Consider the following 26,930-nt stretch of genomic DNA (forward strand, 5'->3'; position numbering starts at 1 on the left):
GCGCTCATTGTTCCGCCCTCCCCTTCTTCACCTGCTCGACCTCGTCCTGCTCGAGCCACATCGAGCGACGGATGAAAAACCACGAGATGCCCCACACCGCCGGGAAGAACAACACGCCGAGCAGCAGCCAGCTCAACGTGAAACCCGCGATGCGCGTCGCCATCAGCTGCGGCGCGAAATAGTTGGCGAGCGGGAGACCGAACAACACGACCAGGAAGGCCGCGGCGCAGGCGATGGACAACTTCAGTTGGCGGCGCATGAGCGTATGGAGAAACGCTTCGCTGTGCACCGCGTCGTCATGGGGTATCGGGGCAGGCATCGGGCGGCGAGCGTGCGTGGCCGCCGCAACGAGACAACAACGTTTGTTGTTCTAACCGCAGACTGGCACCACCGAGGGCCGCACGGCGCAGCGGGAACAAACACCGGGCACGGCACGCCCACGCACCGCCGGTGGCGCTTATCCGGCGCGGCGACGCGCCTTGCGGCGCCAGATTCCCAACGCGAGGACCATCGCCGCCAACATGCCGGCCCCGTAGGTGCGCGGTTCCGGAATGCACCGGGCGCTGAGGCGATTGTCGAAATCGTTCCACACGGCCTCGCCGCCGGAGGAAAACACAATGCGCGAGAGGTAGCGCGAATCGGGACTGTTCGCGATGTAGAACTCGTCCGTCGCCGACCAGTTCAGCAGCGTGAGGGTCACACCGTCCGCGATCGCCAGCCAATCGATGGAGAACACGGATTTGCTCGAGCCAAAATCGATGATCGAGTTGGCGGTGACGCTCACCGCGCAGAGGGATTGCGTGGTGTTGTTGAGATAGAGCGTGCCACCGCTGAGCGTGAGGTCACTCCAGTTCGTGGTCTGGTTGTTGCCCGCCATCAAAATCGAGCCGCCGTTGAGACGGATGTCGCCGCTCAGTGCCGCGCCGGAGGACTTGGCGAGAACCAGCTCACCCGAAGAGACGAAGGCCGCGCACATGTAGTTGTCGCCAGAACCGCCGATGGTGGTGGTCCCGCTGCCCGCCAGCTGAATCGAGCTGAGGCTCAGCAGGCTGTTGATCGTCTGATTGCCGGAGCCGGTGACCGAAACCATCCCGGCATTGACCTGCGGGCCCGTGAGCAGCGAGGTGCCGGAGCCGCCAAAGGTGAGCGTGCCACTGCCGAGGTTGATGGTGCTGTTGGTGGTGAACGTCACTGAATCGCGAATCGTGAGATCCAGCGCGTTGAGCTGCGAACCGGTGAGGTTCACCCGCGATGCCCCGCCCACCACCACCTCCGCGCCGCCGGAATTGATGTCGCCGGCCACACTCACCGTCGCGGCGGTGTTGGTGTTGTTGAAGGTGATGCCGATCTCGGAACTGAGGTCGCCTCCGAAGGACACGTTGCCCGTTCCGCCGATCGTCGACTTCCATGTCGACGCAGCCTGTTCGAATCGCGTGCTGCCGGATCCGCTCACAACCAAATCGCCAGCGGAGATTCTGTCCGCAAACGTCGTGGCGCCGGAACCGGTCACGGCAAGGGTGTAGGAGACATCCGCCGTTCCGCTGAACGTCGTCGCGCCGGAGTTCGCCACGACAATGTCGCCGGCGCTGGCGTTGCCGCGAAAATCAATCGCTCCCGAGCCTCCGGCCGTCAGCGTCCCGGCCGCCCAATATTCCTGACTGAACGTGGTGGCGCCCGAGCCTGCGACAGACACTCCGCCCGAGCCGCCCACCTGACTAAAAACCGTGCTGCCCGCACCGTTGACCGTGAGCGTGGAGGATCCCGTGTCCAAATAGCCGCCCAACGTCAACGTGCCCGCGGAAGAAGTGATCGTGGAATCGCCCTGCAAGTTCACTTGGGCCGCGAGCGTGTTGGCCCCCGAATTGTTGACGATCGTGCCCGCCACATCGAACGAGCCTTCCGTGACGGTGATGTTGTTCTGGAGGCGCAGCGTGCCGGCCGCGCCCACGGTGTTGCCCCATGTGAGCTCGCCGAGCGCCGCGCTGTTGGTCAAAACCACGCTGCCCTGGTCGACGCGCAGCACGTGGCCGAACGTGTTGGTCCCGCTCAGCGTCAACGTGCCGGCGCCTTGCTTGGTCAACGTATTGCCGGCGGATCCGCCGGAGAGGACGCCTGAGAGCGATACATTCCCCGCCCCACCCACGTTCAGGTCGTTGTAGCCCAGGTTGACGTTACCCGAGACCGTCAGCGCGCCGCTGTTGGCCGTCCACGTTTGAGCGGCATTGAGCTGCAAGCCCATCGCGATCGTCTGGCTGGCCGCGCTGTTCGAAGTGATGCCGCCGACGTCGGTGCGCAGTATTTTCGAGGTGGAGCTGCCGAGCGTGAAGGCGCCCGCGGAGCTGCTGAAAGTCACGCCGCGCACCGTATAGTTCGAGTCCATGTCGGGGCTCAGGCGCTTCGTGCCGGCAAACACGATGTCCGTGGATGTCCCGCTGGTCGGCGCCTTCGCGCCGCCCGTGCTGGTCGTCCAATTCGCGTTGCTGCTCCACTTGTTGCTGGTGCTGCTTCCGCCCGACCACGTGAAGACCGTCTGCGCAAAGGCGCCCGCCGCCAGGCAGGACAACGCTGCGCCCGCCGCCAAGCGACGGAGGATGGAATAGATGAGGATGCCTGCGCTTTTCTTCACGACCGGACCAGGCCGGGGTATCGCAGCCCGCTAAATGCAGACACCCCGACGCCAACGAAATCGGCACCGCCCCGCCGGTCTTGAGCGAAAAATCAGAAATCGATCGTCCGCAACGGCCCCGGCTTCACCACGAAGCGGTCATCGTAGGGCGTCACCCGCTTGAACTCCGAGCGCGTGATCTCGACGTGCGCGTTGACCGGCACGAAGAGCACCGACGCCGACCCGGTCGCGGAAACCTTGGTCACCGCCGGTCCCGCATCGGCCAGCACGCGCTCGAACTCGAGTCGTCCCGCCGCCGCTTTCACGCCGACGACCAGCGCGACGCGCACCTTCTCGCGCAGACGCACCTCGATGCTTTGCAAGCAATGATCGGTGCGCGCCACGCGAACAAACACCTGAAATTTCTCCGGCGGGAACCTCGAATCGTCCAGCTTCCGCAACGGGACTTCGTAGGTGATCGACGTCGCGGCGTCCGCGCCAGCGACTTCGGTCGCGTGCGCCAGATCGAGCAATTCGCCGAGCGTCTTCCGGTCGCGTTGGGTTTGTTTGGTGCGAGTCTTGCGGAACTTCTTCTGCTCTGCCTCGGTGGCCGGACGGCCGTCCTTCTCCAGCATCGTCCACTGCACGTCGTAATGCTGCGAGGGATCGAAGCGCGAGCGGTTGCGGGATTTCACGACGCCTTTCTTGTCGAGTTCGACGTGCTCCTCCGTGAAGGCCCAGCGGTTCGCATCCTTCGCGAAGCCGCGCACCGCCTCGGCCAGCGGCAGGGGTGCACCGGCGAACGGATCGTCCGCGGGAGCGCTTGCAATCGTTTCATCGGCCCGCGCCGCAAGCGCGAGCCAGACCAAACCGGAGAGAAGGAAAACAAGTCGACGCATGAGTCTCTAAGACCGTGCGCGGGGAATTTGTTTCGGCAAACGCGTCCTGACGGGCGGTCTTCCTCCAAAGCGCGTGGATGGTTCACCGGGCGAATGTTCGGGCGGCTCAGCGACCCATGCCGGAAGTGCTCGCCGAATCCCGTCCGAACATCAGGCCACGCCGCGAGCAAAGAAAAAGCCGGGCGCGGAGCCCGGCTTCGTGAGGATGGAATGCGCTCGCAGGTCTCAGCCCATGCGGCACATGAGCAGTTCGCGCTCGAAGATCAGCTCCTTCGGCAACGTCGCGTGCAGGTCGAAGAACAGCTCGCCCTGGCCGAGCACTTCCGTCTTCCACGCTTCCTTGTCGAACTTCTGCAGCTCGTCGAACTTCGCCTCGGGGAAATCGAGGCCGTCCCACTCGATGTCGCGGTAGCGCGGCACCCAGCCGATCGGCGTCTCCTTCGCTTTGCCGCCCGCGCGCACGCGGTCGACGATCCACTTGAGGACGCGCATGTTCTCGGAGAAGCCCGGCCACATGAATTTGCCCTCAGCGTCCTTGCGGAACCAGTTCACGTGGAACACGCGCGGGGTCTCGGTGAGGCCCTTCTGCATGTTGATCCAGTGACGGAAGTAGTCGCCCATGTTGTAGCCGCAGAACGGCAGCATCGCCATCGGGTCGCGGCGGACCTTGCCGATCGTGCCGGCGGCGGCGGCGGTCATTTCCGAGCCCATCGTCGCGCCGATGTAGACGCCGCTGGACCAGTTGAACGCCTGGAACACGAGCGGCATCGTCGTCGCGCGACGGCCGCCGAAGATGATGGCGTGGATCGGCACGCCCTCGGGATCTTCCCAGGCCGGGTCGATCGTCGGGCACTGCTTGGCCGGCGCGGTGAAGCGCGCGTTGGCGTGCGCGGCGGTGACGCCCTTTTCCTTCGCGAGCGCGGGCGTCCAGTCGTTGCCCTTCCAGTCGATCGCGTGCGCGGGCGCTTCCTTGGTCATGCCTTCCCACCACACGCCGCATTCGTCGGTGAGCGCGACGTTGGTGAAGATGGTGTTCTTCGCGAGCGCCTTCATGGCGTTCGGGTTGGTGTGATCGCCCGTGCCGGGCGCCACGCCGAAGAAGCCGGCTTCCGGATTGATCGCGCGCAGGCGGCCCTGGGCGTCGGGCTTGATCCACGCGATGTCGTCGCCGACCGTCCACACCTTCCAGCCTTGCTTCTGGAAGTGCGGCGGCGGAATCAGCATCGCGAAGTTCGTCTTGCCGCAGGCGCTCGGGAACGCGGCCGCAACGTAGGTCTTCTCGCCGTTCGGGTTCTCGACGCCGAGGATGAGCATGTGCTCGGCCATCCAGCCTTCGTCACGCGCCATCGCGGAGGCGATGCGGAGCGCGAAACACTTTTTGCCGAGCAGCGCGTTGCCACCGTAGCCGGAGCCGAAGCTCCAGATTTCGCGGGTCTCGGGGAAGTGGACGATATACTTCTCCTTGTTGCAGGGCCACACGACGTCCTTCTGGCCGGGCGCGAGCGGAGCGCCGACGGAGTGGACGCAGGGGACGACGCGTTTGAAATCCTTGTCGATGAGTTTGAACACGTCCGCGCCGATGCGCGCCATGATGCGCATGTTGACGACGACGTAGGGCGAGTCGGTGAGCTCGACGCCGATCTGCGACATCGGCGAGCCGATCGGGCCCATGCTGTAAGGCAGCACATACATCGTGCGCCCCTTCATGCAGCCGTCGAAGAGACCCTTGAGGGTCTTGCGCATCTCGAACGGGTTGACCCAATTGTTGGTCGGGCCCGCCGCGTCCTTCGAAAGCGAACAGATGAACGTGCGGTCCTCCACGCGCGCGACGTCGCTGGCGTCGGAACGCGCGAGGAAGCAGCCGGGCCACTTCTGCTGGTTGAGTTTGATGAACGTTCCGCTGGCGACCATCTGTTCGCACAACGCGTCGTATTCTTCCTGCGAACCGTCGACCCAGTGGATGGCGTCCGGCTTGCACAGCGCGGCGATCTTTTCGACCCACGTGATCAGGTGCGGATTTGAGCTCAGCGGCTTCGGGGAGTTCTTCATAGCGCCGGCGACACTACGGGGCAACCTCCCTCCAGCAACGGGAAAGCCTGTGCAGACACGCCATTAAACCCGCGCTTCTTCCTGCATAAGCAATCAAATGCTCAGGCGAATTTCCGCGCGAAATTCAGGTCCCTTTCAGGTGCAAAGCTACGCCAAACGCGGGCGTAAGTCTCGCCCGCGGCCGCTCACGCAAGGCGTATGCACGCTGCGTTTTGCACGCACCCAGCATGCGTCAGTCGCACCCGCGTCGCCGCGCATGAGTTGATGCGGAGTGCGCGCGCGTTGCGCGCCGCGTGTCATGCCGTTGCGAACCGCCGCCGCCGGCCGTCGCACGCATCGTGTCGGTCGGCGCGCCGCCATCGCGCTTCGACCACGCCGGGCTCGCCAAGCGAGCGACGACGCGCACGCTGGCCCGCATGAAACTTACCCCTTGGCTGCTCGCCTCCCTGTTTCTCGCCTCCGTCCTGTTGGGTGACGACAAAGCTCCGCCCGCCGCGCCCGCCCCGGCACCCAAGCTGCCGCCAAACATGACCATCTATTACTTCTGCCTGCTCACCCGCGGTCCCAACGCGGGCAAAGGCACGAAGGAGGAACTCGCCGCCGGTCAGGCTGCCCACATGGCCAACATCCAGCGTCTCGCCGACACCGGCAAGCTGCTCGTCGCGGGCCCCATGATGGATCGCGGCGACTGGCGCGGGATCTTCATCTTCAAGTGCGCCTCGCTCGAGGAAGCGAAGGAACTCGTCGCCTCCGATCCGCTCGTCAAGGAGCAGCGCCTCCTCGCCGACGTTCGTCCGTGGCTCACGATGAAGGGCAACATCCGCGACCCGGAATTCCCCACCGCGCCCGCCGCGCAGACGCCCTGAGCGTCTCCACGTGTATCGCACCTAGCAGCCCAATCGAAGTGTAACCTATTAGGTTACACTTTCCGCAGACTCACTTCATCGGCTCGACGTGCACGGTGACGTCGCTGATGGAGTGCGGCGCGGAGGCGATCAGCGCGTCCTTCACCGCGTGCGCGATGTCGTGGCCCTCGCGCACGGGAATCTCACCGTCGACGCGCACTTGGATGTCCACGAGATGGCTGAGCCCGCTCTTGCGCACGCGCACCTTGTGCAGCGCGAGCACGCCCGGCACCGCAGCGGCGATCTCGCGCACCTCGCCCTCGAATTGCGCGGACACCGCCGTGTCCATGATGTCGCCGAGCGCCTTGCCGCTCATGTTGAAGCCGTTGAACGCGATGATCACGCAGGCGAACAGCGCCGCCCAGTCGTCGGCCGTCTCCCAGCCCTTGCCGCCCCACAGCGCGATCGCGATGCCGACGAATGCCGCACCCGAAGTCAGCGCGTCGGAGTAATGATGCATCGCTTCGACGCCGAGCGCCGTGCTGCCGACTTCCTCGCCCGCCGCGCCCATGCGGCGCGAAAACCAAATCTTGGCCGCCACCACGGCGGCGAGCACCACGAGGGTCCACCACTCCGGCGCATGGTGCGGCGTGCGGATTTCGTGCACCGCCTGCAAGCCGACGAAGATCGCCATCGCAAAGACGAACAACGCCACCACCAGCGCTGCGAGCGCCTCGGCTTTGCCGTGACCGTAAGGGTGATTCGCATCCGGCGGCCGAGCCGCCACGCGAAAGCCCGCCCACACGAGCAGCGAAGTCAAGATGTCCAACAGCGATTCCGCCGCGTCGGCGATGAGCGCATAAGTGTGACCGAAGATGCCGCCGGCAAACTTCACGGCAGCGAGCGCGGCGTTCAGCGCGATGCCGCGCAACACCAGCCGCGCGCCATCCTCGGCGCGTCGCGCGGTGCGGGCATGTTGGTCAGGCGGCGACATCGCCCTCACGCTACGCGCGGCCCCGCGTGTCACTCAAGCCTCGCGGCGCGCCTAATCCTGCCAGCCGCGCCCGCGAATCTTTCACGCGCCTAATTTCCCCGCTTCCGTCAGTCGCGCCCGCCCGCGCCGGCTTGAAGCCAGTTGACCCATCCCGGCCGCGCGCTACGGTCCGCGTCGCCATGGAAGAAATGGAAACCACGGTCGCCACCGACCCGGTCATTCAATTTTCGGTCTTCATCGAGAACCGCGTCGGCCGCCTCCACGACCTGACGGCCATGCTCGCGAAGAACAACGTCCACATCATGGCGATGACGACGCTGGACACGACCGACTGCGCCATCGACCGGATGGTCGTCGACGACCCCGAGCGCGCCCGCGAGCTGCTCGCGGTGAACAATTTTTATTTCACCGAGTGCCAGGTGCTCGCGGTCGAGTTCGTCGACGAATCGAAGCTGCAGGAGATCTTCCGCAGCTTCTACGAATCCGAGATGAACATCCACTACGTCTACTCGTTCGTCTCGCGCCCGCGCGCGAAGTGCGGGCTCATCCTCAACGTCGAGGACCTCGAACTCGCGGCGCAGACGTTGAATCGCCGCGGCTTCAAGATTCTCACGCAGCGCGACATCGCGCGCTGAGCCAGGTCTTCGCCCTCGCTCCCGTTCCGGCGGGTGCGATTCGCACGTCGCCCGCCATACGCAGCGGCAAAACAAAACCGCCCCGGCACGGGCCGAGGCGGTGAGGGAAAACTCCACTGAGCGGCGTTCAGAGATCGAACGTCGCGGTGAGGATGAACTGGCGCGGGTCGATGATGCGGTAGCCCCACGGCGTGCCGTCGGGATTGACCGCGAAGGCCTGCAGGCGGCCGTCTTCGAGGACGTTGTTCACGTTGAGTTGCAGGCGACAGGTGCCCTTCTGCAGGCGGATCGTGTAGCCCGCGGAGACGTCGAGCGTGTAGCGCGCCTTGTCGTAGACCGGCTTGTTCGGGTCGAGGTCGCGCACGACGCCGTCGGCTTCCGGCGCGGCGCCGAGGTAGCCGATGATGGCCCTGTCGTTCCAGCGGACGGCGCCGCCGATATCGAGCGGCTTGAGCCACTTGTGGTCGGTGCTGCTGCGGAACTTGAAGTTGGTGAGGAACGAGGCGGCCCACTCGCGATGCTGGGTGCGGAGCTTTCCCTGCGTGGCGACGGCGAGCTTCATCGGCGCGAGCAGGTTCTGGAGATACCAGTTCTCGGGCGTGAGGTTACCGACCTTGTAGGTGCCGTTCCAGTAAGCGGAGCCGTCGAAGGGGCTTTTGGCGGCTTTCCACTCGGGCATGCGCGATGCGACGTAGTTTTGGAGGTCGGGCGACATGATGCCGTTGAGCGCTTTCGACTGCCGCACGGTGCCCTTGAGCGTCCAGTCGCGAGTCGGGTTGTAAGTGATCTCGACTTCGCGGCCGCGGGAAATGGCGTCGCTGGAATCGCCGTGGGTCTTGTTGCGATGGCTGTCGATGAAGGCCGGCGAAACGGTCATGAGCGCGGCGGCGCCTTCTTCGAGCTGCGTGGTCGTCCAGTCGGCGTGGGCCTTCTGGAGTTCGAGCATGTAGAAGCCTTCGAGGTCGGGGTCGCCGCCGGTCATGTTGCCGTCGGCGTCGAGACGCACGGCGCGCTGGACGATGGTGTTGATCTCGCTGGAGCCGCGGCCGATGTCGATCGTCTCATACTGCTTGGCGCGGATGGAGAGTCGCGGGTCGCCGCGCTCGTCGCGGAAGAATTGGAGATCGAAACCGTAATCCTTCGTGCGACCGCGCGGATCGGGCAGCGGATTGCCGTAGATGTTGTAGGCGAGCGAACCGGGGACGAAGGCGTCGGCCTCGTTGTAGGTAAGCGCGAGCCAGCTGAGCGGGCGCACCACGAGGCCGTAGTTCGTCGTCTGGCCGCGTTGGCTCACCCAGTCGTAGGTGCCGAAGCTATCCATGTCGGACAGATCGTAGTAACCGTTGGTCAGATTATTCGGCGATTTGGCGGGATTGCCGTCGCGCGTGCGGTTGAAGTCGCGGCGGATCGCGGCCAGCGGCACGATACGGTCATCGAGGAACCAACCCTGCCACACGGCGCCGGTCGTGCTCAGCAGGCGGCGGTTGAGGCGGTTGGCGTAGTAATACTCGTCGAAGTCGACGCTCTCGTTGATCCACTGGCCGGTGGCGCCGTTGTAGTAACGAAGCGTGTAGGTGCCCTGGGCGCCGGGCAGACCGACGGGCGCGTAGTCGACGTTCTGGCCCTTGGCATCGCCGACGTAGTAGCGCGGGTAGGCGCGCCACGAGGCGTTGTTGCGGTTGAAGGTGGCGGCGTCGGGCGTCATCCACGCCTCGGTGGAGGACATGGTGTCTTTGTAGCCGAGGCTGCCGCCGAAGAGCCGGCGATATTCGGCATAACCGGTGAGGGCGTGTTTGCCGAGGAAGCGGAGCCAGCTCTTGTTTTGCGTGAAGTCCGTCCGATAGCCGAGGACGGAGCGGTAATTTTCGGTATTGTTGCGCGACTTTCGGAAAGCCGGCTCGGAGCCGCCGATGTAGGGGCGGAGGAAATACGGATTCACCGAACCGTCGAGGAGGCGCTCGTTGATGTCGATGTAGACCTGGAGCTTGCCGCCGTCGGATTTGCCGAGGAATTCGCGGCTGTAGGTGCTGATGTGCTCGCGGAGAAAGCCCGCCTGGAAGTCGAGGCTCTGCGTGGGCGTGCGGAAGATGTTCTGCTCAAGCTCGCCCCACGCCACCTCGCCGCGCACGCGTGAGAAGTTGGGTGAGAGAATGCTCGTCGTCGTCCAGTCGTAGAGGGATTGGTCGCTGATGCCCGGCGTGGTGAAGAGCGGATACTGCGCGGTGTAGCGGAGGTAGCGTGTGGTGTTTTGCAGCAGGCGCGCGGTGCCGGCGATGTTCTGCGGGCCGGTGCCGGCCGTGCCGCTGACCGGCATGCGGTTGATGGTGTAGAGCTGCACCTGGCCGTTATCGATATACCAGCTGGGCCGACCGGTGAAACCGGTGTCGGTCGCCGCGATCGAATACGGCAGCAGCGTCGCCTCGTTGGCGCTGGTCACGCCGGTGATGCTCGTGCCGTTGGCGAGATGGACGGTTTCGGTGAGCGGGTCCCACGTGGGTTTGCCGCTGGCGACCCAGTCGGAATACATGTCGCGCGGCGTGGACGAATTCGGGCGGTTGTTGAAATTGCGGTAGGATTCGAAGCCGCCGCGGATCGTGGTCTTCGTGAACGGCCGGTAGGTCATCAGCGCATTGAAGCGGCGCGTGATGTCGGCGGAGGGCTTTTGCTCGAAGCCGCGGTGGTCGTGCACGCCGAGGACGCGCAGGGCGAGTTTGTTGGGCAGCAGCACGTAGTTGGCGTCGAAGCTCCCGCGGTAGCCGTCGGAGCTGTCGACGCGCGTCTGCAAACGATAGCGGTTGCGCGTGGTGTTGGCGCGCGCGGTGTTGGCGTTCACGCCGCCGCCGGTGGCGCCGAGGCCGAAGAGCGTGGAGTTCGGACCGCGCAGGATTTCGATCGACTCGACGTTGTAGGTGTCGACCGGAAGCGAGGAGCTGAAGCCGTTGACCGCGATGTTCGCGGCGGTGAGCCCGCGCATGCGCGTGGCGCCATTGGGATTCGAGGCGACGTCGTCGGTGACGTTGCCGCGATCGACCGTGAAGCTGGTCCACTGATAAATGCCTTCGGTGCCCAGCTCGTAGCGGAACATGTCGTTGATATCGAGCGACGCGGTGTCCTCGAGCTGCTGCTTCGTGATGACCGAGATCGACGCGGCGACATCCTCGAGCTTGGTGTTGAGGCGCGTGCCCGACATCGTCGAGTAGGCTTGGTAGCCTTGGTCCTTCGACGAGTTCACCTGGAAGGGCGAAAGCTCGACGACGTTGTCGAGACGGTCGACCGGCGCAGCCGGTTTGGCGGGCGAGGTATTTTCCTGAGCGCGGCCGAGCAGGCCGGCGGTGAGCGCGGCTCCGAACGCGCAGGTGCGAAGAGCACGGTTTCCGAGGAGCAGGTGGCGATGGGACATGGGATGGAGTGCAGGACAGCGTCCGTCCCGATCGCGGCGGGCGGAAGGAACGGACAACACGGACGAGGAACCCTGAGGGTTCGAAGGGGTGGCTTAGCGGGCCGAACCTCTGCCTCGCCGCCGGGAGCCGCAATCCACGCGGATTCGTTCCGTCCGAATGAGGGGAGCGTTGCCCTCGCCGGTCCGCTCGGAACGCTCGCGAGTCATGAGCGCAGTTTCCCGCCGTCCGACGATCCGCAGCCTCGCCGAGAGTCTCGGCGTGTCGCGCACCACCGTATCCGAAGCGCTGCGCAACCGGCCGCGCGTGAGCGCGGAGACCCGCGAACGCATCCAGCGGGCGGCGCACGACGCAGGCTACCGGTTCAACCCGCTCGCGAGTTCCGTGCTAAGCCAGGTCCGCCGCACGCGCCTCGGCGCCTTCCACGGTGTGCTCGCCGCCATCGGTCAGGAAGAGCCGGCGCGCATCCCCTTCCCCGGCGCGTATTGGCGCGACCTGTTGCAAGGCGCCACCGAGCGCGGACTCGAACTGGGCTTCAAGCTCGAGCACTTCGTCGTCGGCCAAAACCGCCTGACGGTTCCGCGACTGGACACGATCCTGCGCTCCCGCGGCATCCGCGGCGTGTTGATCATGCCGGCGTGGGACCAACCGGATTTCCGCGCCCTGAATTGGCCCGCGCTCAGCGGCGTCTACGCCGACTACCTGATGGAGAGCCCGGGGTTGCCGTCGGTGTGTCCCGATCACCCGCGGGGCATGGAGCTGGCGATGTCGCGGTTGCACCAGCTGGGGTTTCGCCGCCCCGGCCTCGTGCTCCTGCAACAGGAAAGCGCGCGTCTGCACGACCGCTGGCTCGCGGCCTTTCTCGCCTTTCTCCACCTCCATCCCGACGTGCGCGCGCTGCCGCCACTGATCGTGCCGGCGATGAACGCCGAAAGCTTCAAGCGCTGGTTCCGCAAACATCGGCCCGATGTCGTCGTCGGCCACCGCGCCGAGATGATCGCTTGGATGGAAGACTGCGGCGCCCGCGTGCCCGAGACGCACGGCTTCTGCTGCCTCAACCTCGGCCTCAACGCCCAACCCTGCGCCGGCCTCGATCAGCGTCCTTACCACGTCGGCGTGCGCGCGATCGAACTCGTGATCTCGCAAATCCACCAAAACACCTACGGCACGCCGGAACTGCCCTCGAACACGACGGTGCCGATGCGCTGGGTCGACGGCCCGACGCTGCAAGCGCGGAGCTGAAATTAAGACGCAACGCGTGTGGTAGGGTCGGACCGCTGGGCCGACCGCGAACGTCCAACCGGCGGCCCTGCGGTCCCGCTTTACCTGAACGCGCGCCGCTCCGCCCAACACCACGCGGCGGTCGCGGTGCTCACGGCATGCGGTTGAATCCCTCGCTGCGCACGACCCAGCCTTCTTTCGGAAAACCCGGCGCTTCGCCCGCGGGCGCGCCGTCCCAGCCGCCGGCCATCGTGCCGACGGCGAGCAGCATCGCTACGTTCACTGGCAGATAGGCCGGGCAATTGTCCGGCTCCTTCGGTCGGCGCACGTGACCGTTCACCATGAAACGCGCGGCCGGCGTCGGGTTGCACAGGATGTCGATCGCGGTCTGCGGCTCGCCGAGGCGCGTCGCGGTGAGCGCTCCCTGGCCGTAAGCCCAGCTGACCCACGCATTCGCTCCGCCGTTGCGGCGCATCACTTCGTGAAACGTGCGGCGCATCGTCTCGAGGTCGACCGCGGCGGTCTGCGGCATGAAACCGAGCGCCATCAGCATCGAGGTCGGCGCGCCGCCTTTGTGCGCATACAGATCCGGCTGCGTCTCGATCTCGACGTAGAAGCCCTCCGGGCTCACGGGCAACGGCGAGAGCTTCGCGAGCACGTCGGCCCATTTCGGCTCGGGCGCGAGACCGAGCCGCTCGCGCCACGCCTGCGCGACCTTCAAGCCGTAGTGCCAGTAAGCGAGTTCGAAGGTCGGATTCTGCGTGGTGTTCGCGCCGGCCTTTTCGCTGACGTTCTTGATCGGCGGGCCGAGCACGTAGCGGTTCGTCTTCGGGTCGAGAAAGGCAAAGGAGGCGAGGAACTTCGCCGACTCGAACACCACGTCGCGGTAGCGTTCGAGCGTCTCGCGTGTGGGCTGGGCGCGATAAACCAGCTCGCACAGCGCGATCGGGTTCGGCTGGTTCCAGATGATGTAGGGATTGATCGTCCCCGGCCCGGTGCGGCCGTCGATGCCCGACATCTTCGGCCAGCGCACGCCGTCGAAACCCTGCGCTTGCGCGTCCTTCAATCCGGCGGGCAACAGCACGTCGCGATACCACACGAGGCTCTTCTCGAGCAGCTCCGTGCGGCCCCACACGTAGAAATGCGCCGCGTGCCAGAAATACATTTCCGAGTGATGCTTTCCGAACCACGTGATGTTCGTCAGCCCGTCCTCCGACGGCGGAAACGCGCCGGCGTAATTCACCTTCACGAGGTAGAGCGAGAGAATGATGCGGCGCTCCAGCTCCTTCGCCCGCGGGTCGGTGCTGCCGGCGAAATCGATGATGCCACCCCGCATCCAGTAATCCTTCCAACCCGCCACGCTCGACGCGCGCACATCGGCGAACGTCAGCGCACTTTCGGGCGACGCGACCGCGGCCGGCGCGAATTCGCAGGCGAACGCCAGCGCGTCGCCGCCGCGGGCCGCGAGTTGGAAATGATGCGGCGCCAGCTCGCGCAGCTCCGCCTCGCCGGTCCAGCGCACGCGCACGAAGTAGCGGCTCGCATCGAGTTCGCGCCGCAGCTCGGCGAAACCCGCACCGCTGCGCGCGAGCGTGGTGCGGTGCTTGTCCGGATGATCCCAGGCGAACGGCGGCTTGTTGCGGGCGTTGAGCTTGTAGGAATACGGAAAACGCAGCGCGACCGCGAGCCGCCCGGCCTTCACCAGCGGCGACTCGATGCGCACCGCCGCGGCCGCCGCGGAAGCGTGCGCGACCGTCTCGACGACCACCGGCTCGCCGGCGAGCGTGTAGGCGCTGCGCACAAGGCCCGTCCAGGGATTGAGCGTCTGCTCGATCGCGGAGAGCTCCACTTCCTCGACGATCCGCCCATCGAGCCAGAGACTGATCTGCCCGAGCGGGATCGGGTGCGGGTTCTCGCGAAAATACGTTCCCGCGGGACTGTTTTGCCGCCCCGCAAAGTGCACCGTGCGCCCGTGGAAATCGTGCGCCATCATCGCATCCTCGAGCTTCAGGCCCTGCACGTTCGGGAACTCGTGCCACGCCCACGGCAGCGTCGAACTCGTCTCGAGCGGGATGCCCTCGTCGTAGAAATGGCTCTCGAAAGTCTGCAGACCCGTCGGGTCGACCGTGAACGCGAAGTCGCCGTTGCCCACGCTCAGCGGGCTCTCGACGTCGACGCGGGTGAGGCGGACCGTGTGGCGCTCGACGACGGCTTGGCGATCGATCGGCGCCGCCAGCGCAACGATCGAAAACACCGGAAGCAGGAAAAGGTGACGCATGGGGAGACGGGGTTGTGCGTGCGCGGCACCCCGCGCGACGCGGCGGCGACTGTGAAGCGCCCGCCGCACCGGCCGCAAACGAAACCCTCGACGAGTCCTTCGGACCGTCCACTTGTCAGCGATCGACTACTGCTGACGCGGGGCGCTTCGCGCGCGCGTCAGCTCTTCGACTCGAGCAACCGCTCGCCGTCGAGTTGGTAGATCGCGGAGAGGTAGCCTTCCTCGAAAACTTCGCCGACCTTCAGTTTGCCCACGAGCGTGATCGGCGTGTCCATCAGCGGCGGGATGCCGCCATTGGCCATCTTCACGGTCACCCACTCGTTGATGCGCGGCATGACGCCGAAGCAACACGAACTCTGGTCCTTCATGAGAAGAAATTCGGTGACCTTTCCCTCCTTGAATTTCGTCGGCAGCATGAAGCCCGTGATCGCGACTTTCTTCGCGTCGAGCTTGCGGACGAAATCCGGGATCTGATCCTTCGGCTTCGCGTTCGCGTCGGCCGGAGCCGCCTTGCCGTCCGGCGTGCTCGCGGTCTCGTAGCCCGGCGGCACGTAGTTGAACGCGCCGAGCAACGAAAATTCCACGCGCTCGAATTCCTTCTTCTCGCCGTCCGCCGGCTTCGCCGCGGTGTCGGCGCCGCGCAGCGTGAGCGCGCCGCAAGCCAGAGTGAGCAACAGAAGTTTCGTGGCAGCCTTCATCGCCGCGCACCGTAGGCCGTTTCGCCCGGGCGTCAAAAGGTTTGGTGCGCTCAACGCACCCCGAGGTCCTTGAGCGCGGCTGGCGCAACCAGCCGGCCCTTGAACCAGAAAATGCGCGTCTCGTCCCAGCGACAGAGCAGCCACTCGTCGCCGCGTCGCGCCAGGAATCCATATTGGTCGCGCGCGGACCACGGCGCACCTGTCGCATCGCCGTCAATCGGGCCCGCCCGCGCGAGCAATAGATTGGTCACGGTGTAATGTTGATCGCCGATCGCGAGGTTTGTGGACGATCGGACGCGAGCGGCAAGCCAGGCGTCGAATTTCGCCGGCATCTCCATCGACTCCAAAAGCAGCCAGTGGTTCGCCCCGCCCTCCCACCCGTGCACCAGCAGCGCCTCGCGGCCGTCATCGCCGCGCAAGCGATATTCGCGCACCTCAAAACGCGCCCGCGGCTGGAGCACGGCAACTTTCGCGTGTGCCGTCACCGCGAACGACTGGCCGGCGATCGCCCCGCGCGCGCCTGCCGGAACGACCTGCGCCGGTGCCGGCTTCATCGCCGGTGCCGCCGCAAACACGACGTTGGGATCCGGATCGTAGTTTTCGTAACAGCCCCGGATCAGAAAAAACGAAATCAACCCGATGATCCACACGGCGGCCTTCACCTGTTCCCAATCGATGGAGGAGCCGACCGGCGCACTGTAGTTCTCGTTGTAACCCGCCATCCGCGGCAGCCCGAACGCGCTTTCGACCAGCCGCCGGCCGATCGTCTGTCCGATGTAGAACTCGATTTTCCCATTCACCCACGTCGCCACGAACAGCCGCTGCTGGCCCGCATCCGCGTTGAAGTAGCGCGCGGTCTCGTGCCACGCGACGTTGCCCGGCGGCTCGCCCTCGATTTCCTCCGCATAAGACTCGTCCACGAGCGTGATGGGAATCTGCCGGCCTTCGTATTCGACCGTGTCGCCGACTTTCTTCGCTTCCGCCTCGGCGATCGTGAGTGGACGACGCGGCTCGAGCAGCGTGAACCATTTCCAAGTCGGGCCGTCCTCCGTCTCCTCGAACACGAGCGTCGCACCGAGGCCGTTGGCGTCGGCGACGTTGAACTCCGTCCAGTAATACTTCTCGCCGTCGATCTCGACGCTGTAGACGACCCAGCCGCGCACGGTGTAGCGCCGGCCGCGCAACTGGCCCGACATCCCGACTTTGAGCGCGGTGGGGTTCTTGCTCATCGAAAGAAATGCGGCACGAAGCGGCTCAGGTTGCCCGTGATCAGCCGCGTGTCTTCACGCACGCCCAGCCCCGCCGGTTCATGGTCGACGACCCACACGCCGCACACCGGCCGGTTGCCGCCGAACTCCGGAATCGGCGCCAGCGCCTGGTAGACGAAGCCCTCGGCGCCGTAATCGCCGTCGTTCTCCTCCACGGCCACGCCGCCCTCGACGCGCGTGACGTTGGCGCCTTCACGACTCAGCTTCGGCTTGCGCACGAACGAGCCGCCGAGCCCCGCCGCGTCCACGGTCTCGAACGCCGGCAGCAGATTCGGGTGCTCGGGATAAAGCTCCCACAGCACCGGCAGCAGGCCCTTGTTGCTCAGCAGCATTTTCCACGCGGGCTCGATGAACTGCACCGGATCGCGCGCGAGATGCGGCGCGAACTCCTCATGCCAGAGCCACTCCCAAGGGTAGAGCTTGAAGCAGCGCTCGATCGCCTCGCCGCGCAAATCCGCAAACGCGCCGCGCGCCGCGTCCCACCCGATGTCCTCGATGCGCACCTCGCGCGTGAGCACGCCGGCCTGCTCCGCGGTGTCGCGGAGATACAGCACCGTCTGCTCGTCCTCGGGGTTGTTCTTGATCGACGAAAAATGCACCGGCTTCCCCGCGTAGCGGCGCCACGCCTCGATGAGGCGCTCGTGGAGCGAGTTAAACTGGTCGGCCTCCGCGCGCACATCCTGCAACCAGAACCACTGCGTCACCGCCGCCTCAACGAGCGCGGTGGGCGTGTCGGCGTTGTATTCGAGGAGCTTCGGCTCGCCACTGCCGTCGAACGCCAGATCGAAGCGCCCGTAGAGCGAAAAATCATCGCGCTCCCACGAACGCAAAATCGCCGGCACCGCCGCGTCCGGAATGCCGAGCCGCGCCCACCAACTCCGCGCGATGACCTGCTCGGCCGCGTCGATGCAGAGGTAGTGCAGCGTGTGGGCCGCGGCCTCGAGACGGTCGATCTCCGCCGCGGAAAACTCGTAGCACGCCGACTCATCCCAATACGGCCCGTTGTCGTGCGTGTGGTAGGTGAGCCCGTGATACTCGACGCGTTCGCGCCAGTCCCGGCGCGGGGGGATCGCGTGGCGTTGCATCACGAGTGGATGTAGGTCGAGCGCCCGCTCGACGTGCTGCCGAAACCGCCGCGCGGGATGTCGGTGCGGAGCGACTCCGCCACGCGCGCCGCATCGGCCGTGGGCGAGGAAAGATTCACCACGCTCTGAAACGGCGACTCGTGCCAGGCGCCGGCGTAATAGAACTGCTTCTTCGCGGGATCGTAGGCGTTGTAGGGCTGCGCAAAGAAACCGCGAAACGGCGCGTGGTAGTAGCCGGCGCCGGGGATGAAGTGGTCGTTCTCGTAGATGCTGTCGGGCGTCACGTGCGGCTCGTTCACCGTCACGGTGGGCGCGCACGACGTCAGCGCGCCGGCCGATACGCCGCCGAGCAACACGAGACTGATCTTCCGCGAACGTTTCACTGCTCCGCGCGAACGCGGGTCAACCGATCATCGCCGCCGCGATGATGATGCACACCCCGAGGATCACCGCGCCGCCGATGATGGCGGCAGCAACGTTGCGCTCCTCGACGATTTCACGGTGCAGGTTGCCGGGCGTGAACTTGTCGAACAGCTTGTAGCCGACGATCGCCAGCGCGATGCCGACGAGGGCGAACAACACCATCAAGCCGAGCCCGGAGAGGGGCGAAGCGTAGATCCAGCGAACCGAGGGAGCGCCGTCAGCCGCGAACACGGCGGCGGGCGCGAGCGCCGCAAGCGCGGCGAGGGACAGGAGTTTTTTCATGGGCCGAACGCCGGGCACGCTGCGGCGACGCGCGCGCGCTGTCAATGCGCGCGCCGTTGCACGTGCGGCGGGAATTTCCAGCGAACGCCGCTTCGCCGTAGCGCAGGCTTCCAGCCTGCAACGAACGCCGCAGCGAGCCGGACGCGACGCTACAGCCTCGGCCTCAATCCTCGTCGTGGTCCTTGTTCACGGGAAACGTGAACGCGACGTCCTTGAACACCGCGCCGCGAATCTCAAGCGCGGCGATCTTGCCCGCGAACTCGCCGTCGCGCTTCAGCCAATCCGCCTGCGCGGTGAACTGCGCGGTGTCGCCGATGGTTTCGCCGGAGAGTTCGTTGGCGACGGCGGCGAGCGAGAGTTTTTCGGCACGCCCCTTCACGTCGACGACCACCTCGATCGCTTTCGCCGGCAGGCGGACGAAATTCTCCGCATGTGCATCGAGCACGTAGAGCGTGAGCGTGCCGGCCTCGGCGTCGCGCACGAATTCGAGCGCGAACTGGTGCTCGCCCACCTCCACCAGCGTGCCGCCATGCGGCGCGACATGGGCGTGGTGTGCGTGCTCATCGGATTTGGCGCGAGCGACGACCGCGAGAGCGGAGGCGGCCACAATACACAGTGCGGCCAAGGAGAAGAGACGAAGCGTTTTCATGCGGGAGCGCGTGGCAAGCTGCGGCCTCGCGGCCGTGCTGTCAACGAACGCGCCGGCGCGCGCGCGCCACAAGCCGGGAGGGCTCGCGTCCCCGCGAGCCGCGGCCCGTCAGGAGACGGGCCCTCCGAAATCGCCACGCGACAACTGGCGGCATCCCGCTCGCCGCTGTCCCGATGCAACCGGCGCAGTTTTCGCGCCGAAATTCTTCTCCCTGCGTCGGAAACGCCGGCGCCACGCCGCCCGCCTACGACAGCGGCGCGATCGTCTCCGCCACCGGCACGCGGTAGGCCTTCCACGCGGGGAGCAGGCCGCCGAACATCGCGAGCGCGACGAGCGTCCCCGGGCCCCACCAGAAAACGGGGTTCCAGCGGAACGGCTCGAGCACGACGCCCGTCTGCGTCTGGATCACCGACGCCACGCCGTAGGCCAGCACGGCGAACGCCGCGAAACCCAGCGCCGCGCCGAGCAGGCCGATCGCGGCGGCTTCGCCGACGACCGCGCCGAACACCGTGCGGCGCCGTGCGCCGAGCGCGCGCAGGATCGCGATGTCGCGCTGGCGCGCGCTCATCGAATTGTAGATGCTCACGAGCACCGAACCGGCCGCCACGACCGCGACGAGCCACGCCACGAGCGTCAACACCTGATCGACCCAGCTGATCTTGTTGAACAGGTCGGCGACAATGCTGCCGATGGGATACGCGAAGGTCATCTTGTTGCCCTGCTTGTTGATCATCATGTCGAGCATGACGCCGGCGGAGGGCGCGCGGAGCTGGATGAGCACGGCGCTGACGTCGCTCGCCGTGCGCGGATCGTGGCCGGCCATCGTCTGCACGCCGCTGAGCGGAATCCAGATCACACGGTCAACCGGCGTGCCGGTCGGCGCGAGCAGGCCGGTGATCGTGTAAACTTCCTCGTGCTTCGCCGCCGCGTCGAATGAGAGGCCGTGATACGGCTGAAACGTGTCGCCGATTTTCACGCCGAGCTTCCGCGCAGCGAGCGCACCGACGACGGCTTCGCGTTTGCCGTTTTCGAACAGCCGGCCGCCGGGCAGCACGGCGTATTTCTTGCCCGGAGCGAACTCGACGTCGAAGAACTGGGGCGTCGTGCCCACGATGCGCCAGCCGTAATAATTGTCGCCGACGGCGAGCGGGATGGCAGTCTTGATCGCGGGGTGGCGGCGCACGGCCTCGACGTCCGACGCGGGGAGATTTCCCGGCGACGCCTCGAGGTGGAAGATGGCGTTGAGCACGAGCTGGAGTTTCGAGCCGCGCGCACCGAGCACGGCGTCGTAGCCCGAATTCGTGTTGGCGAACGTCGCCTGCGACTGCGTCTTCACGACCCACACCGTCAGCAAAAGACCCGCCGCGAGCGCGATGCTGCCTGCAGTCACGAGCGTCGAGAGCGCGTGCTGCCGGAGCGAGCGGTAGATGAGGTTCCAGATCATCATCCGATTTTGGATTTCGGATTTTGGATTTTGGATTGAGCGACCGCTGCGGGCGGTAGGGCGGGACCGCTGGGCCCGCCGTTGCGCGAACGTCTTTGCGGCGCGCCCAGCGGTCGCGCCCTACCCTCGCGATTCACGTCGCACCTCCTGTGTTAGCCGGCGCGGCGCGGTTCAACGCGCGGAAATCCTCCACGTCGGGGAACTGCGCGAGCACCGCCTCGTCGTGGCTGACGAGGAGCAGCGCGGCGCCGTTCTCGCGGCAGACTTCGCGGATCAGCGCCAGCGCCTCGCGGCTGTTGCGGGCATCGAGGTTGCCGGTCGGCTCGTCGGCGAGGACGAGTTTCGGGTGATTCGCCAGCGCGCGGGCCACCGCGACGCGCTGCTGCTGGCCAGTCGAGAGCTGCCGCGGGAAATGATGCAGCCGTTCGCCGAGTCCGACGCGCCGCAGCAACGCTTCGGCGCGCGCCCGGTCGACACCGCGGCCGAATGCCATGCCGAGCTCCACGTTTTCGAGCACGGAGTGGCCTTGGAGCAAATTGAACGTCTGGAAAATGTAGCCGATCGTCTCCGCGCGCAATCGGTCGCGGCCCGCTTCGCCCAGCGTCGCCAAGTCGTGGCCGTCGAGCGCGAGGTGGCCCGAATCGGGCGCGAGAATGCCCGCGATCAGGTTGAGAAAGGTGGTCTTGCCCGTGCCGCTTTCGCCGCGCAGCGCGCGTTGTTCGCCGGCTTCGAGCGCGAACTCCCGCACGTCCACCACCATGACTTTACCGCTTGCGTCGCCGGACCGGGTCGCGCCGCCGCGCGGATAGCTTTTCACGAGATCGCGGATGGCGAGGAGCGGCATGTTGCGGATTAACCCTTGGAAAAACGAAAATTAAACCGGCTAACAGGTCAATGGTTCCCCCGCGTTGACGGAGTTTGCTCTGGCTTGCGTCATATCGCTTTGGCAACGTCCGGCCACTTCAACCCCACCCCATCGCTATGCTGAACACACACCTCTGCAGGCGGACCGTGCTGGCCTTTGCCATGCTCGCGTCCGCCGTTTCTTCATTTGCCAGCGAAGCTGACATCAAGATCCCCGACCTGACGCAGGTCCACTTCGACGGGCTCGGCGGCATGAGCGGTCTCACGCTGATGTATCTCGGCATCGTGCTGTGCGCGATCGGCGCCGTGTTCGGCCTCGTGCAATACGCCCAGACGAAGGCGCTGCCGGTGCACGCCTCGATGGGCAGCGTCTCGAACACGATTTGGGAAACGTGCAAGACCTACCTCTTCACGCAGGGCAAGTTCCTCGCGATCCTCTGGATTCTGATCGCGGCGTGCATGGTCTACTACTTCGGGTTCCTGTCGCACAACAGCCCGCTCCACGTCGTCGTCATCCTGCTCGCGTCGGTGCTCGGCATCCTCGGCAGCTACGGCGTCGCCTGGTTCGGCATCCGCATCAACACCGTCGCCAACAGCCGCGCGGCCTTCTCCGCCCTCCAGGGCAACCCGCTCGCCACTCTTTTCATTCCGCTGCGCTCGGGCATGAGCGTCGGCCTGCTCCTCGTCTGCGTGGAGCTGTTCTTCATGATCTGCATTCTGGTGTTCCTGCCGCGCGAGTTGGTCGGACCGTGCTTCATCGGCTTCGCCATCGGCGAGTCGCTGGGCGCCTCCGTGCTCCGCATCTGCGGCGGTATCTTCACCAAGATCGCCGACATCGGCTCCGACCTGATGAAGATCGTCTTCAAGCTCCCCGAAGACGACCCCAAGAACCCGGGCGTGATCGCCGACTGCACCGGTGACAACGCCGGCGACAGCGTCGGACCGACCGCCGACGGCTTCGAAACCTACGGCGTCACCGGCGTCGCGCTCGTCGCGTTCCTCGCCCTCGCCCTCGCCGCCAGCGCCCAGCTCTGCGCCATCCTCATCATCTGGCTCTTCGCGATGCGCGCGCTGATGATCGTCACCTCGCTCGTCTCGTATTTCCTCAACGAGATCATTTCGAAGGCCAAATACGGCGCGCAAAAGGACTTCGACTTCGAGGCCCCGCTCACGCACCTCGTCTGGATCACGTCCGCCGTCTCGATCGGCATCACGTTCCTCGCTTCCTACTTCCTGCTCGCGCACCAAAGCGGCGGCGTGCAGCCCGACCTCTGGTGGGTCCTCTCCGTCATCATCAGCTGCGGCACCATCGCCGGCGCGCTCATCCCGGAGTTCACGAAGATCTTCGTCAGCACCAACAGCCGCCACGTCAAGGAAGTGACCAACTGCTCCAAGCACGGCGGCGCGTCGCTGAACATCCTCTCGGGCTTCGTCGCGGGCAACTTCTCCGCGTTCTGGATGGGCCTCATCATCATGCTGCTGATGTGGGTTTCCTACTACTTCTCGCAGAACCCGGCGCTGATGGCGCTGCTGCCCGGCAAGTTCGCCTTCGCCGCTCCGATCTTCGCGTTCGGCCTCGTGGCCTTCGGCTTCCTTGGCATGGGCCCGGTCACCATCGCGGTCGACAGCTATGGCCCGGTCACGGACAACGCGCAATCGGTCTACGAACTCTCGCAGATCGAGAGCAAGCCCGGCATCGCCGCGGAAATCGAGAAGGACTTCGGCTTCAAGCCCGACTTCGAGAACGCCAAATACCAGCTCGAGAAGGGCGACGGCGCCGGCAACACCTTCAAGGCCACCGCCAAGCCCGTGCTCATCGGCACCGCGGTCGTCGGCGCCACCACGATGGTGTTCGGCATCATCATGCTGCTCGAAAATCTCTTCGGCGACGTCGTGCAGAAGCTCTCCATCGTCCAGCCCGAGATCATCCTCGGCCTCATCATGGGCGGTTCCGTGATCTACTGGTTCACCGGCGCGTCCTGCCAGGCCGTCGTCACCGGCGCCTACCGCGCCGTCGTCTACATCAAGGAGAACATGAAGCTCGACGCGACGACCGCCTCCGACAAGGACAGCAAGGAAGTCGTCCGCATCTGCACCGAATACGCGCAGAAGGGCATGTGGAACATCTTCATCGTCGTGTTCTGCTTCGCGTTGGCGCTGCCGTTCTTCAACGCCTACTTCTTCATCGGCTACCTGATCGGCATCGCGTTCTTCGGCCTGTTCCAAGCCATCTTCATGGCCAACGCCGGCGGCGCCTGGGACAACGCCAAGAAGATCGTCGAAGTCGAACTCCGCCAGAAGGGCACCGACCTCCACGCCGCGACCGTCGTCGGCGACACCGTGGGCGATCCGTTCAAGGACACCTCCTCCGTCGCGATGAACCCGGTCATCAAGTTCACGACGCTCTTCGGTCTCCTCGCCGTCGAGATCGCGGTCACGATGACGAACGTCCAGGCCAAGCACGCCATCGGCGCGGTGTTCTTCCTCATCGCCCTCGTCTTCGTGTATCGCAGCTTCTACAGCATGCGCATCCCCGACGACACAGCGAAGGCCTGAGTAACTCCACTCCGTAGGCAGCGAGCTAGCTCGCGCCCCACATTTCCAAAAGGCCGCGGCGCTTTCGCCGCGGCCTTTTGTTTGGAGCGCGCCTACATCGAGGACGTGAGGTTCGCGTGCTCGCGCCAGAGCCAATCGAGCCAGCTCGCCACCGTCTTCGAGCGCCGTCGCGCCGTCGACCTCGTGGCGTAGCCACCTCTCTCGATCAACTCGGTGATTTCGTCCTCCCAAAGTGGACGACTATCGAGCTTCGCACGAATCGCCTCACGGAAGACCGGCGTCGCGGCCACCGCGCGAAACAGCAACTCAAACCTCTCCCAGCGCGAGGCGTGAACAAACCGCGCGCCCTCGGGCAGGAGGTCGAGCGCGCGATCGATGTAGCCAAGCCAGCGCGCCGCCGCCGAATAGTAGATACCCTGACGCTCATCGAAGCTCATTACCGCCGCGATATCCGCCGCCCGCGTCGCTTCGTGCGCGAACAATTCCACGGCGGTGATCACGGTCCCGAGCGTATCCGCCTGCGGAAACGGGATGTCGCCGGGGAGCCGCGCCACGGGCTTGGCCTCCAGATACAAATCGGCCATCGACCGCACCTGCGATGGTTCGTCCAGCGTGAACCAGCCATGCTCGCACAGTCGCACCGAGTGGTAGTCATCCGCTTCATCAAACGCGTAGCGGAAGAGGCCGAAGGTCTTATTCACGTAGCTCAGGAAGACGGGCACGACCTCCTTCTTCGTGATGTCGCGCCACAGCCGCCACGGGTAGTAAAGCTGGCGCACGAGAAAGTCGGCCGGTTCGCCGAGCTTTGCCTCGAGCAGCCAAATCTTACCGCCCTCGAAACCGGCATCGACCTCGATCTGCGCGCGATCGATCTCGAGCCGGTGGACGCGATCCTTGCCGTGAAACCGAAACGCGAACGCCGGTGTGCCGCTGCGCCCACGGATCGTCAGCGCAAGTTCGGGATCCCCGGTGAATTTCTGCAGCATCTGCGATATGGCCGCCACGTCGATGGCCGCGGATTCCTTCGTTAGCTCCTCTTTCCACGGCAGCGTGGTGTAAGACTGCAGCCTCGCGGGCGAGTGGTAGTGCGCCGGCCCGGCGGGCGGGATGGAGCAGTATCCGTCGCCGCGCACGAGCGTGTAGCCATGCCGGCTGGTCGGCAGGATCGTGACGTCGGCCTTCTTGAGAACGTCGGGCCGCGCATCGCGACTGTCCCACTTGCTCATGTTCCGCGGCTCCTTCCCCGTGAGCGCCTTGATCTGGTGTGCAGCGAGCTCAAAGCGCCCATCCGCATCGAGGTGCGCGAGGATGTGAAGTTCGGCGAAGAGTTTTTTCCAGGCTTCGTTGTTGGTCACCGCGGCCTCCCTTCATGAACCACCACCACCTCGTTCACCTTGCCGCGCCCGGCGCCGTTGCTGTTCACGGCGCGGGCCGCGCGGACCATCTCGATCCGAAACCGTCCATAGAGACGGTGCACGTCGGGATGGTCCGCATTGGACAGCACCAAATGCGCACCGCGCTCGGCCGCCGCGATGAACAACTCCGCCAGCTTCTCCTGCTCCCGCGGACCGAATCCGCTCTCGGTGTAGGAGGTGAAATTGGCCGTGGCAGACACCGGCACATACGGCGGATCGATATAGGCGAAGTCGCCCGCGCCCAGACTCGCCATCGGACCGGTGAAGTCCTGTTTTTCGATGCGCACTCCCTGTAGCGCCAAGTGCGTATCCCACAGGTTCTCGCGCCAATACATCGGCGGCTTGGGATACTTGCCCCAGGGAGCATTGAACTGCCCCGACTGATTCACCCGCCACAATCCGTTGAAGCAGGTGCGCAGAAGGAAAATGAACTCCGCCGCGCACCCCACTGGATCACTGCCGTCGGCCATCCTCGCGCGATGCGCCGTCCGCACTTCATAGAAGTAGCGTTCCGGGTCCCGCGCGTATGCTTCGCCGTGTCGATCCAGCAGGAGCATGAGCTCCTCCGGATGATCGCGCACAACGCGATAGGTGTTAACCAGGACGCCGTTGAGATCGGACAGCGTAGCCGACATGCGCGGATGCCGTTTTTTCAGGTGGAAGAAAACCGCTCCGCCCCCGACGAACGGCTCGATATAACGCTCGAACCGCGCCGGGAAAAACCGCTCGAACTGCTCGACTAATCTCCGTTTCCCGCCGACCCATTTGACGAATGGCTCCGCCAGCGCGAATTCCTGCGGAGCAGGGCGTTCGGGCCGGAGAAGATAATCGCCGGAGTTTTCCCGCAACGCGGGCGAGGTCGGCGCCTCTTTCGTGAAAGCAGGACGACGGAAGCCAAGCTGGCCCTTCTTCGCTTCGTTTGTCCCACGGTGATGTCTATTTCTTGTTACACGTGCACCTTTGGTTTTGGTCACGTGCTGATCGGATCGATCCGGAAAATTTGGAGATCAAGGCCCAAGTGCACACCAACGCAGTGTTGCGGGCGTGCGTGAATATTGATCTCGTCGGACTCGGTTCCCTTGGGCCATGGCAACCAGTCAGCATGACATCGTTATTCGCACCCTGCAGCGTCTGGGCGACGTCGCCAGCCTGGCGGAACTCTACCGTGCCGTGCCGCAGGCCGGCTGGGCGACGCGCACGCCAGACGCCACCATCCGACGCATCGTGCAGACGGAACCGCGCATATACCGAATCAAGCCCGGTCTCTATGCTCTCGTCGCCAAACGTCGCGAGCTGGACGCCAAAGCCCTTGTCATGACCCG

The 26,930-nt window shown here is 65.4% G+C and carries 21 protein-coding genes; 4 read left to right on the plus strand and 17 right to left on the minus strand.

Annotation, left to right across the window (positions count from 1 at the left end; all coding sequences use genetic code 11):
• Window positions 1–4: 4 nt before the first annotated feature.
• The 4 genes from HZA32_07500 to HZA32_07515 form a co-directional block, all read right to left on the minus strand.
• Window positions 5–319 carry a DUF485 domain-containing protein gene (locus HZA32_07500; protein MBI5423917.1) on the minus strand — a complete coding sequence of 105 codons (315 nt, stop codon included), beginning with the start codon at window positions 317–319 and terminating at the stop codon, window positions 5–7.
• Window positions 320–457: 138 nt separating this feature from the next.
• Window positions 458–2,626, minus strand: coding sequence for a hypothetical protein (locus tag HZA32_07505; protein MBI5423918.1), 2,169 nt, complete (start codon window positions 2,624–2,626; stop codon window positions 458–460).
• Window positions 2,627–2,718: 92 nt separating this feature from the next.
• On the minus strand, window positions 2,719–3,504 hold the full coding sequence (locus HZA32_07510) for a hypothetical protein (protein ID MBI5423919.1): 786 nt from the start codon (window positions 3,502–3,504) through the stop codon (window positions 2,719–2,721).
• Window positions 3,505–3,729: 225 nt separating this feature from the next.
• On the minus strand, window positions 3,730–5,553 hold the full coding sequence (locus HZA32_07515) for a phosphoenolpyruvate carboxykinase (GTP) (GenBank protein ID MBI5423920.1): 1,824 nt from the start codon (window positions 5,551–5,553) through the stop codon (window positions 3,730–3,732).
• A gap of 416 nt (window positions 5,554–5,969) precedes the next feature.
• Here HZA32_07515 and HZA32_07520 point away from each other — a divergent pair, with 416 nt between their 5' ends.
• Entirely contained in the window at window positions 5,970–6,419 is a 450-nt protein-coding gene (locus tag HZA32_07520) for a hypothetical protein (GenBank protein ID MBI5423921.1), read from the plus strand.
• 70 nt (window positions 6,420–6,489) lie between these two features.
• Here HZA32_07520 and HZA32_07525 read toward each other — a convergent pair whose 3' ends face one another.
• Entirely contained in the window at window positions 6,490–7,329 is an 840-nt protein-coding gene (locus HZA32_07525; GenBank protein ID MBI5423922.1) for a cation transporter, read from the minus strand.
• A gap of 242 nt (window positions 7,330–7,571) precedes the next feature.
• Between HZA32_07525 and HZA32_07530 the strand changes: the two genes are divergently transcribed.
• Window positions 7,572–8,027 carry an acetolactate synthase gene (locus tag HZA32_07530; protein MBI5423923.1) on the plus strand — a complete coding sequence of 152 codons (456 nt, stop codon included), beginning with the start codon at window positions 7,572–7,574 and terminating at the stop codon, window positions 8,025–8,027.
• A gap of 127 nt (window positions 8,028–8,154) precedes the next feature.
• On the opposite strand, the gene HZA32_07535 is transcribed toward HZA32_07530, so the two are convergent.
• Complete coding sequence (locus HZA32_07535; GenBank protein ID MBI5423924.1) at window positions 8,155–11,427, minus strand: TonB-dependent receptor plug domain-containing protein; 3,273 nt, start codon at window positions 11,425–11,427, stop codon at window positions 8,155–8,157.
• A 205-nt stretch (window positions 11,428–11,632) separates the two neighbouring features.
• Here HZA32_07535 and HZA32_07540 point away from each other — a divergent pair, with 205 nt between their 5' ends.
• Window positions 11,633–12,667, plus strand: a complete 1,035-nt coding sequence (locus HZA32_07540) for a LacI family DNA-binding transcriptional regulator (protein ID MBI5423925.1) — start codon at window positions 11,633–11,635, stop codon at window positions 12,665–12,667.
• Between the two features lie 130 nt (window positions 12,668–12,797).
• On the opposite strand, the gene HZA32_07545 is transcribed toward HZA32_07540, so the two are convergent.
• The 9 genes from HZA32_07545 to HZA32_07585 all read right to left on the minus strand — a co-directional run bounded on the left by HZA32_07545 (window position 12,798) and on the right by HZA32_07585 (window position 21,617).
• Complete coding sequence (locus HZA32_07545) at window positions 12,798–14,924, minus strand: hypothetical protein (protein MBI5423926.1); 2,127 nt, start codon at window positions 14,922–14,924, stop codon at window positions 12,798–12,800.
• Between the two features lie 158 nt (window positions 14,925–15,082).
• Window positions 15,083–15,622, minus strand: coding sequence for a DUF3299 domain-containing protein (locus tag HZA32_07550; GenBank protein MBI5423927.1), 540 nt, complete (start codon window positions 15,620–15,622; stop codon window positions 15,083–15,085).
• A 50-nt stretch (window positions 15,623–15,672) separates the two neighbouring features.
• On the minus strand, window positions 15,673–16,851 hold the full coding sequence (locus tag HZA32_07555) for a DUF4178 domain-containing protein (GenBank protein MBI5423928.1): 1,179 nt from the start codon (window positions 16,849–16,851) through the stop codon (window positions 15,673–15,675).
• Window positions 16,848–17,975: a glutathionylspermidine synthase family protein gene (locus tag HZA32_07560; protein ID MBI5423929.1), complete on the minus strand. Its 1,128-nt coding sequence runs from the start codon at window positions 17,973–17,975 to the stop codon at window positions 16,848–16,850. The genes HZA32_07555 and HZA32_07560 overlap by 4 nt, the downstream gene beginning before the upstream one ends.
• Window positions 17,975–18,358 (minus strand): hypothetical protein, encoded by a 384-nt coding sequence (locus tag HZA32_07565; protein ID MBI5423930.1) that lies wholly within the window; start codon window positions 18,356–18,358, stop codon window positions 17,975–17,977. Before HZA32_07565 ends, HZA32_07560 begins: the two co-directional genes overlap by 1 nt.
• A gap of 19 nt (window positions 18,359–18,377) precedes the next feature.
• On the minus strand, window positions 18,378–18,560 hold the full coding sequence (locus HZA32_07570; GenBank protein MBI5423931.1) for a DUF350 domain-containing protein: 183 nt from the start codon (window positions 18,558–18,560) through the stop codon (window positions 18,378–18,380).
• Between the two features lie 283 nt (window positions 18,561–18,843).
• The gene (locus HZA32_07575) at window positions 18,844–19,329 is read right to left on the minus strand and encodes a hypothetical protein (protein MBI5423932.1); all 486 of its coding nucleotides are present in this window, start codon (window positions 19,327–19,329) and stop codon (window positions 18,844–18,846) included.
• A 244-nt stretch (window positions 19,330–19,573) separates the two neighbouring features.
• Window positions 19,574–20,776 (minus strand): ABC transporter permease, encoded by a 1,203-nt coding sequence (locus tag HZA32_07580; GenBank protein ID MBI5423933.1) that lies wholly within the window; start codon window positions 20,774–20,776, stop codon window positions 19,574–19,576.
• A gap of 130 nt (window positions 20,777–20,906) precedes the next feature.
• Window positions 20,907–21,617 (minus strand): ABC transporter ATP-binding protein, encoded by a 711-nt coding sequence (locus tag HZA32_07585; protein MBI5423934.1) that lies wholly within the window; start codon window positions 21,615–21,617, stop codon window positions 20,907–20,909.
• A gap of 137 nt (window positions 21,618–21,754) precedes the next feature.
• On the opposite strand from HZA32_07585, the gene HZA32_07590 reads away from it, so the two are divergent.
• Complete coding sequence (locus HZA32_07590) at window positions 21,755–24,193, plus strand: sodium-translocating pyrophosphatase (protein MBI5423935.1); 2,439 nt, start codon at window positions 21,755–21,757, stop codon at window positions 24,191–24,193.
• Between the two features lie 92 nt (window positions 24,194–24,285).
• On the opposite strand, the gene HZA32_07595 is transcribed toward HZA32_07590, so the two are convergent.
• Window positions 24,286–25,548 carry a hypothetical protein gene (locus HZA32_07595; protein MBI5423936.1) on the minus strand — a complete coding sequence of 421 codons (1,263 nt, stop codon included), beginning with the start codon at window positions 25,546–25,548 and terminating at the stop codon, window positions 24,286–24,288.
• Window positions 25,545–26,582, minus strand: coding sequence for a Dam family site-specific DNA-(adenine-N6)-methyltransferase (locus HZA32_07600; GenBank protein MBI5423937.1), 1,038 nt, complete (start codon window positions 26,580–26,582; stop codon window positions 25,545–25,547). Before HZA32_07600 ends, HZA32_07595 begins: the two co-directional genes overlap by 4 nt.
• Window positions 26,583–26,930: the final 348 nt, after the last annotated feature.

The organism is Opitutia bacterium, assembly GCA_016217545.1.
Lineage (GTDB): Bacteria > Verrucomicrobiota > Verrucomicrobiia > Opitutales > Opitutaceae > Didemnitutus.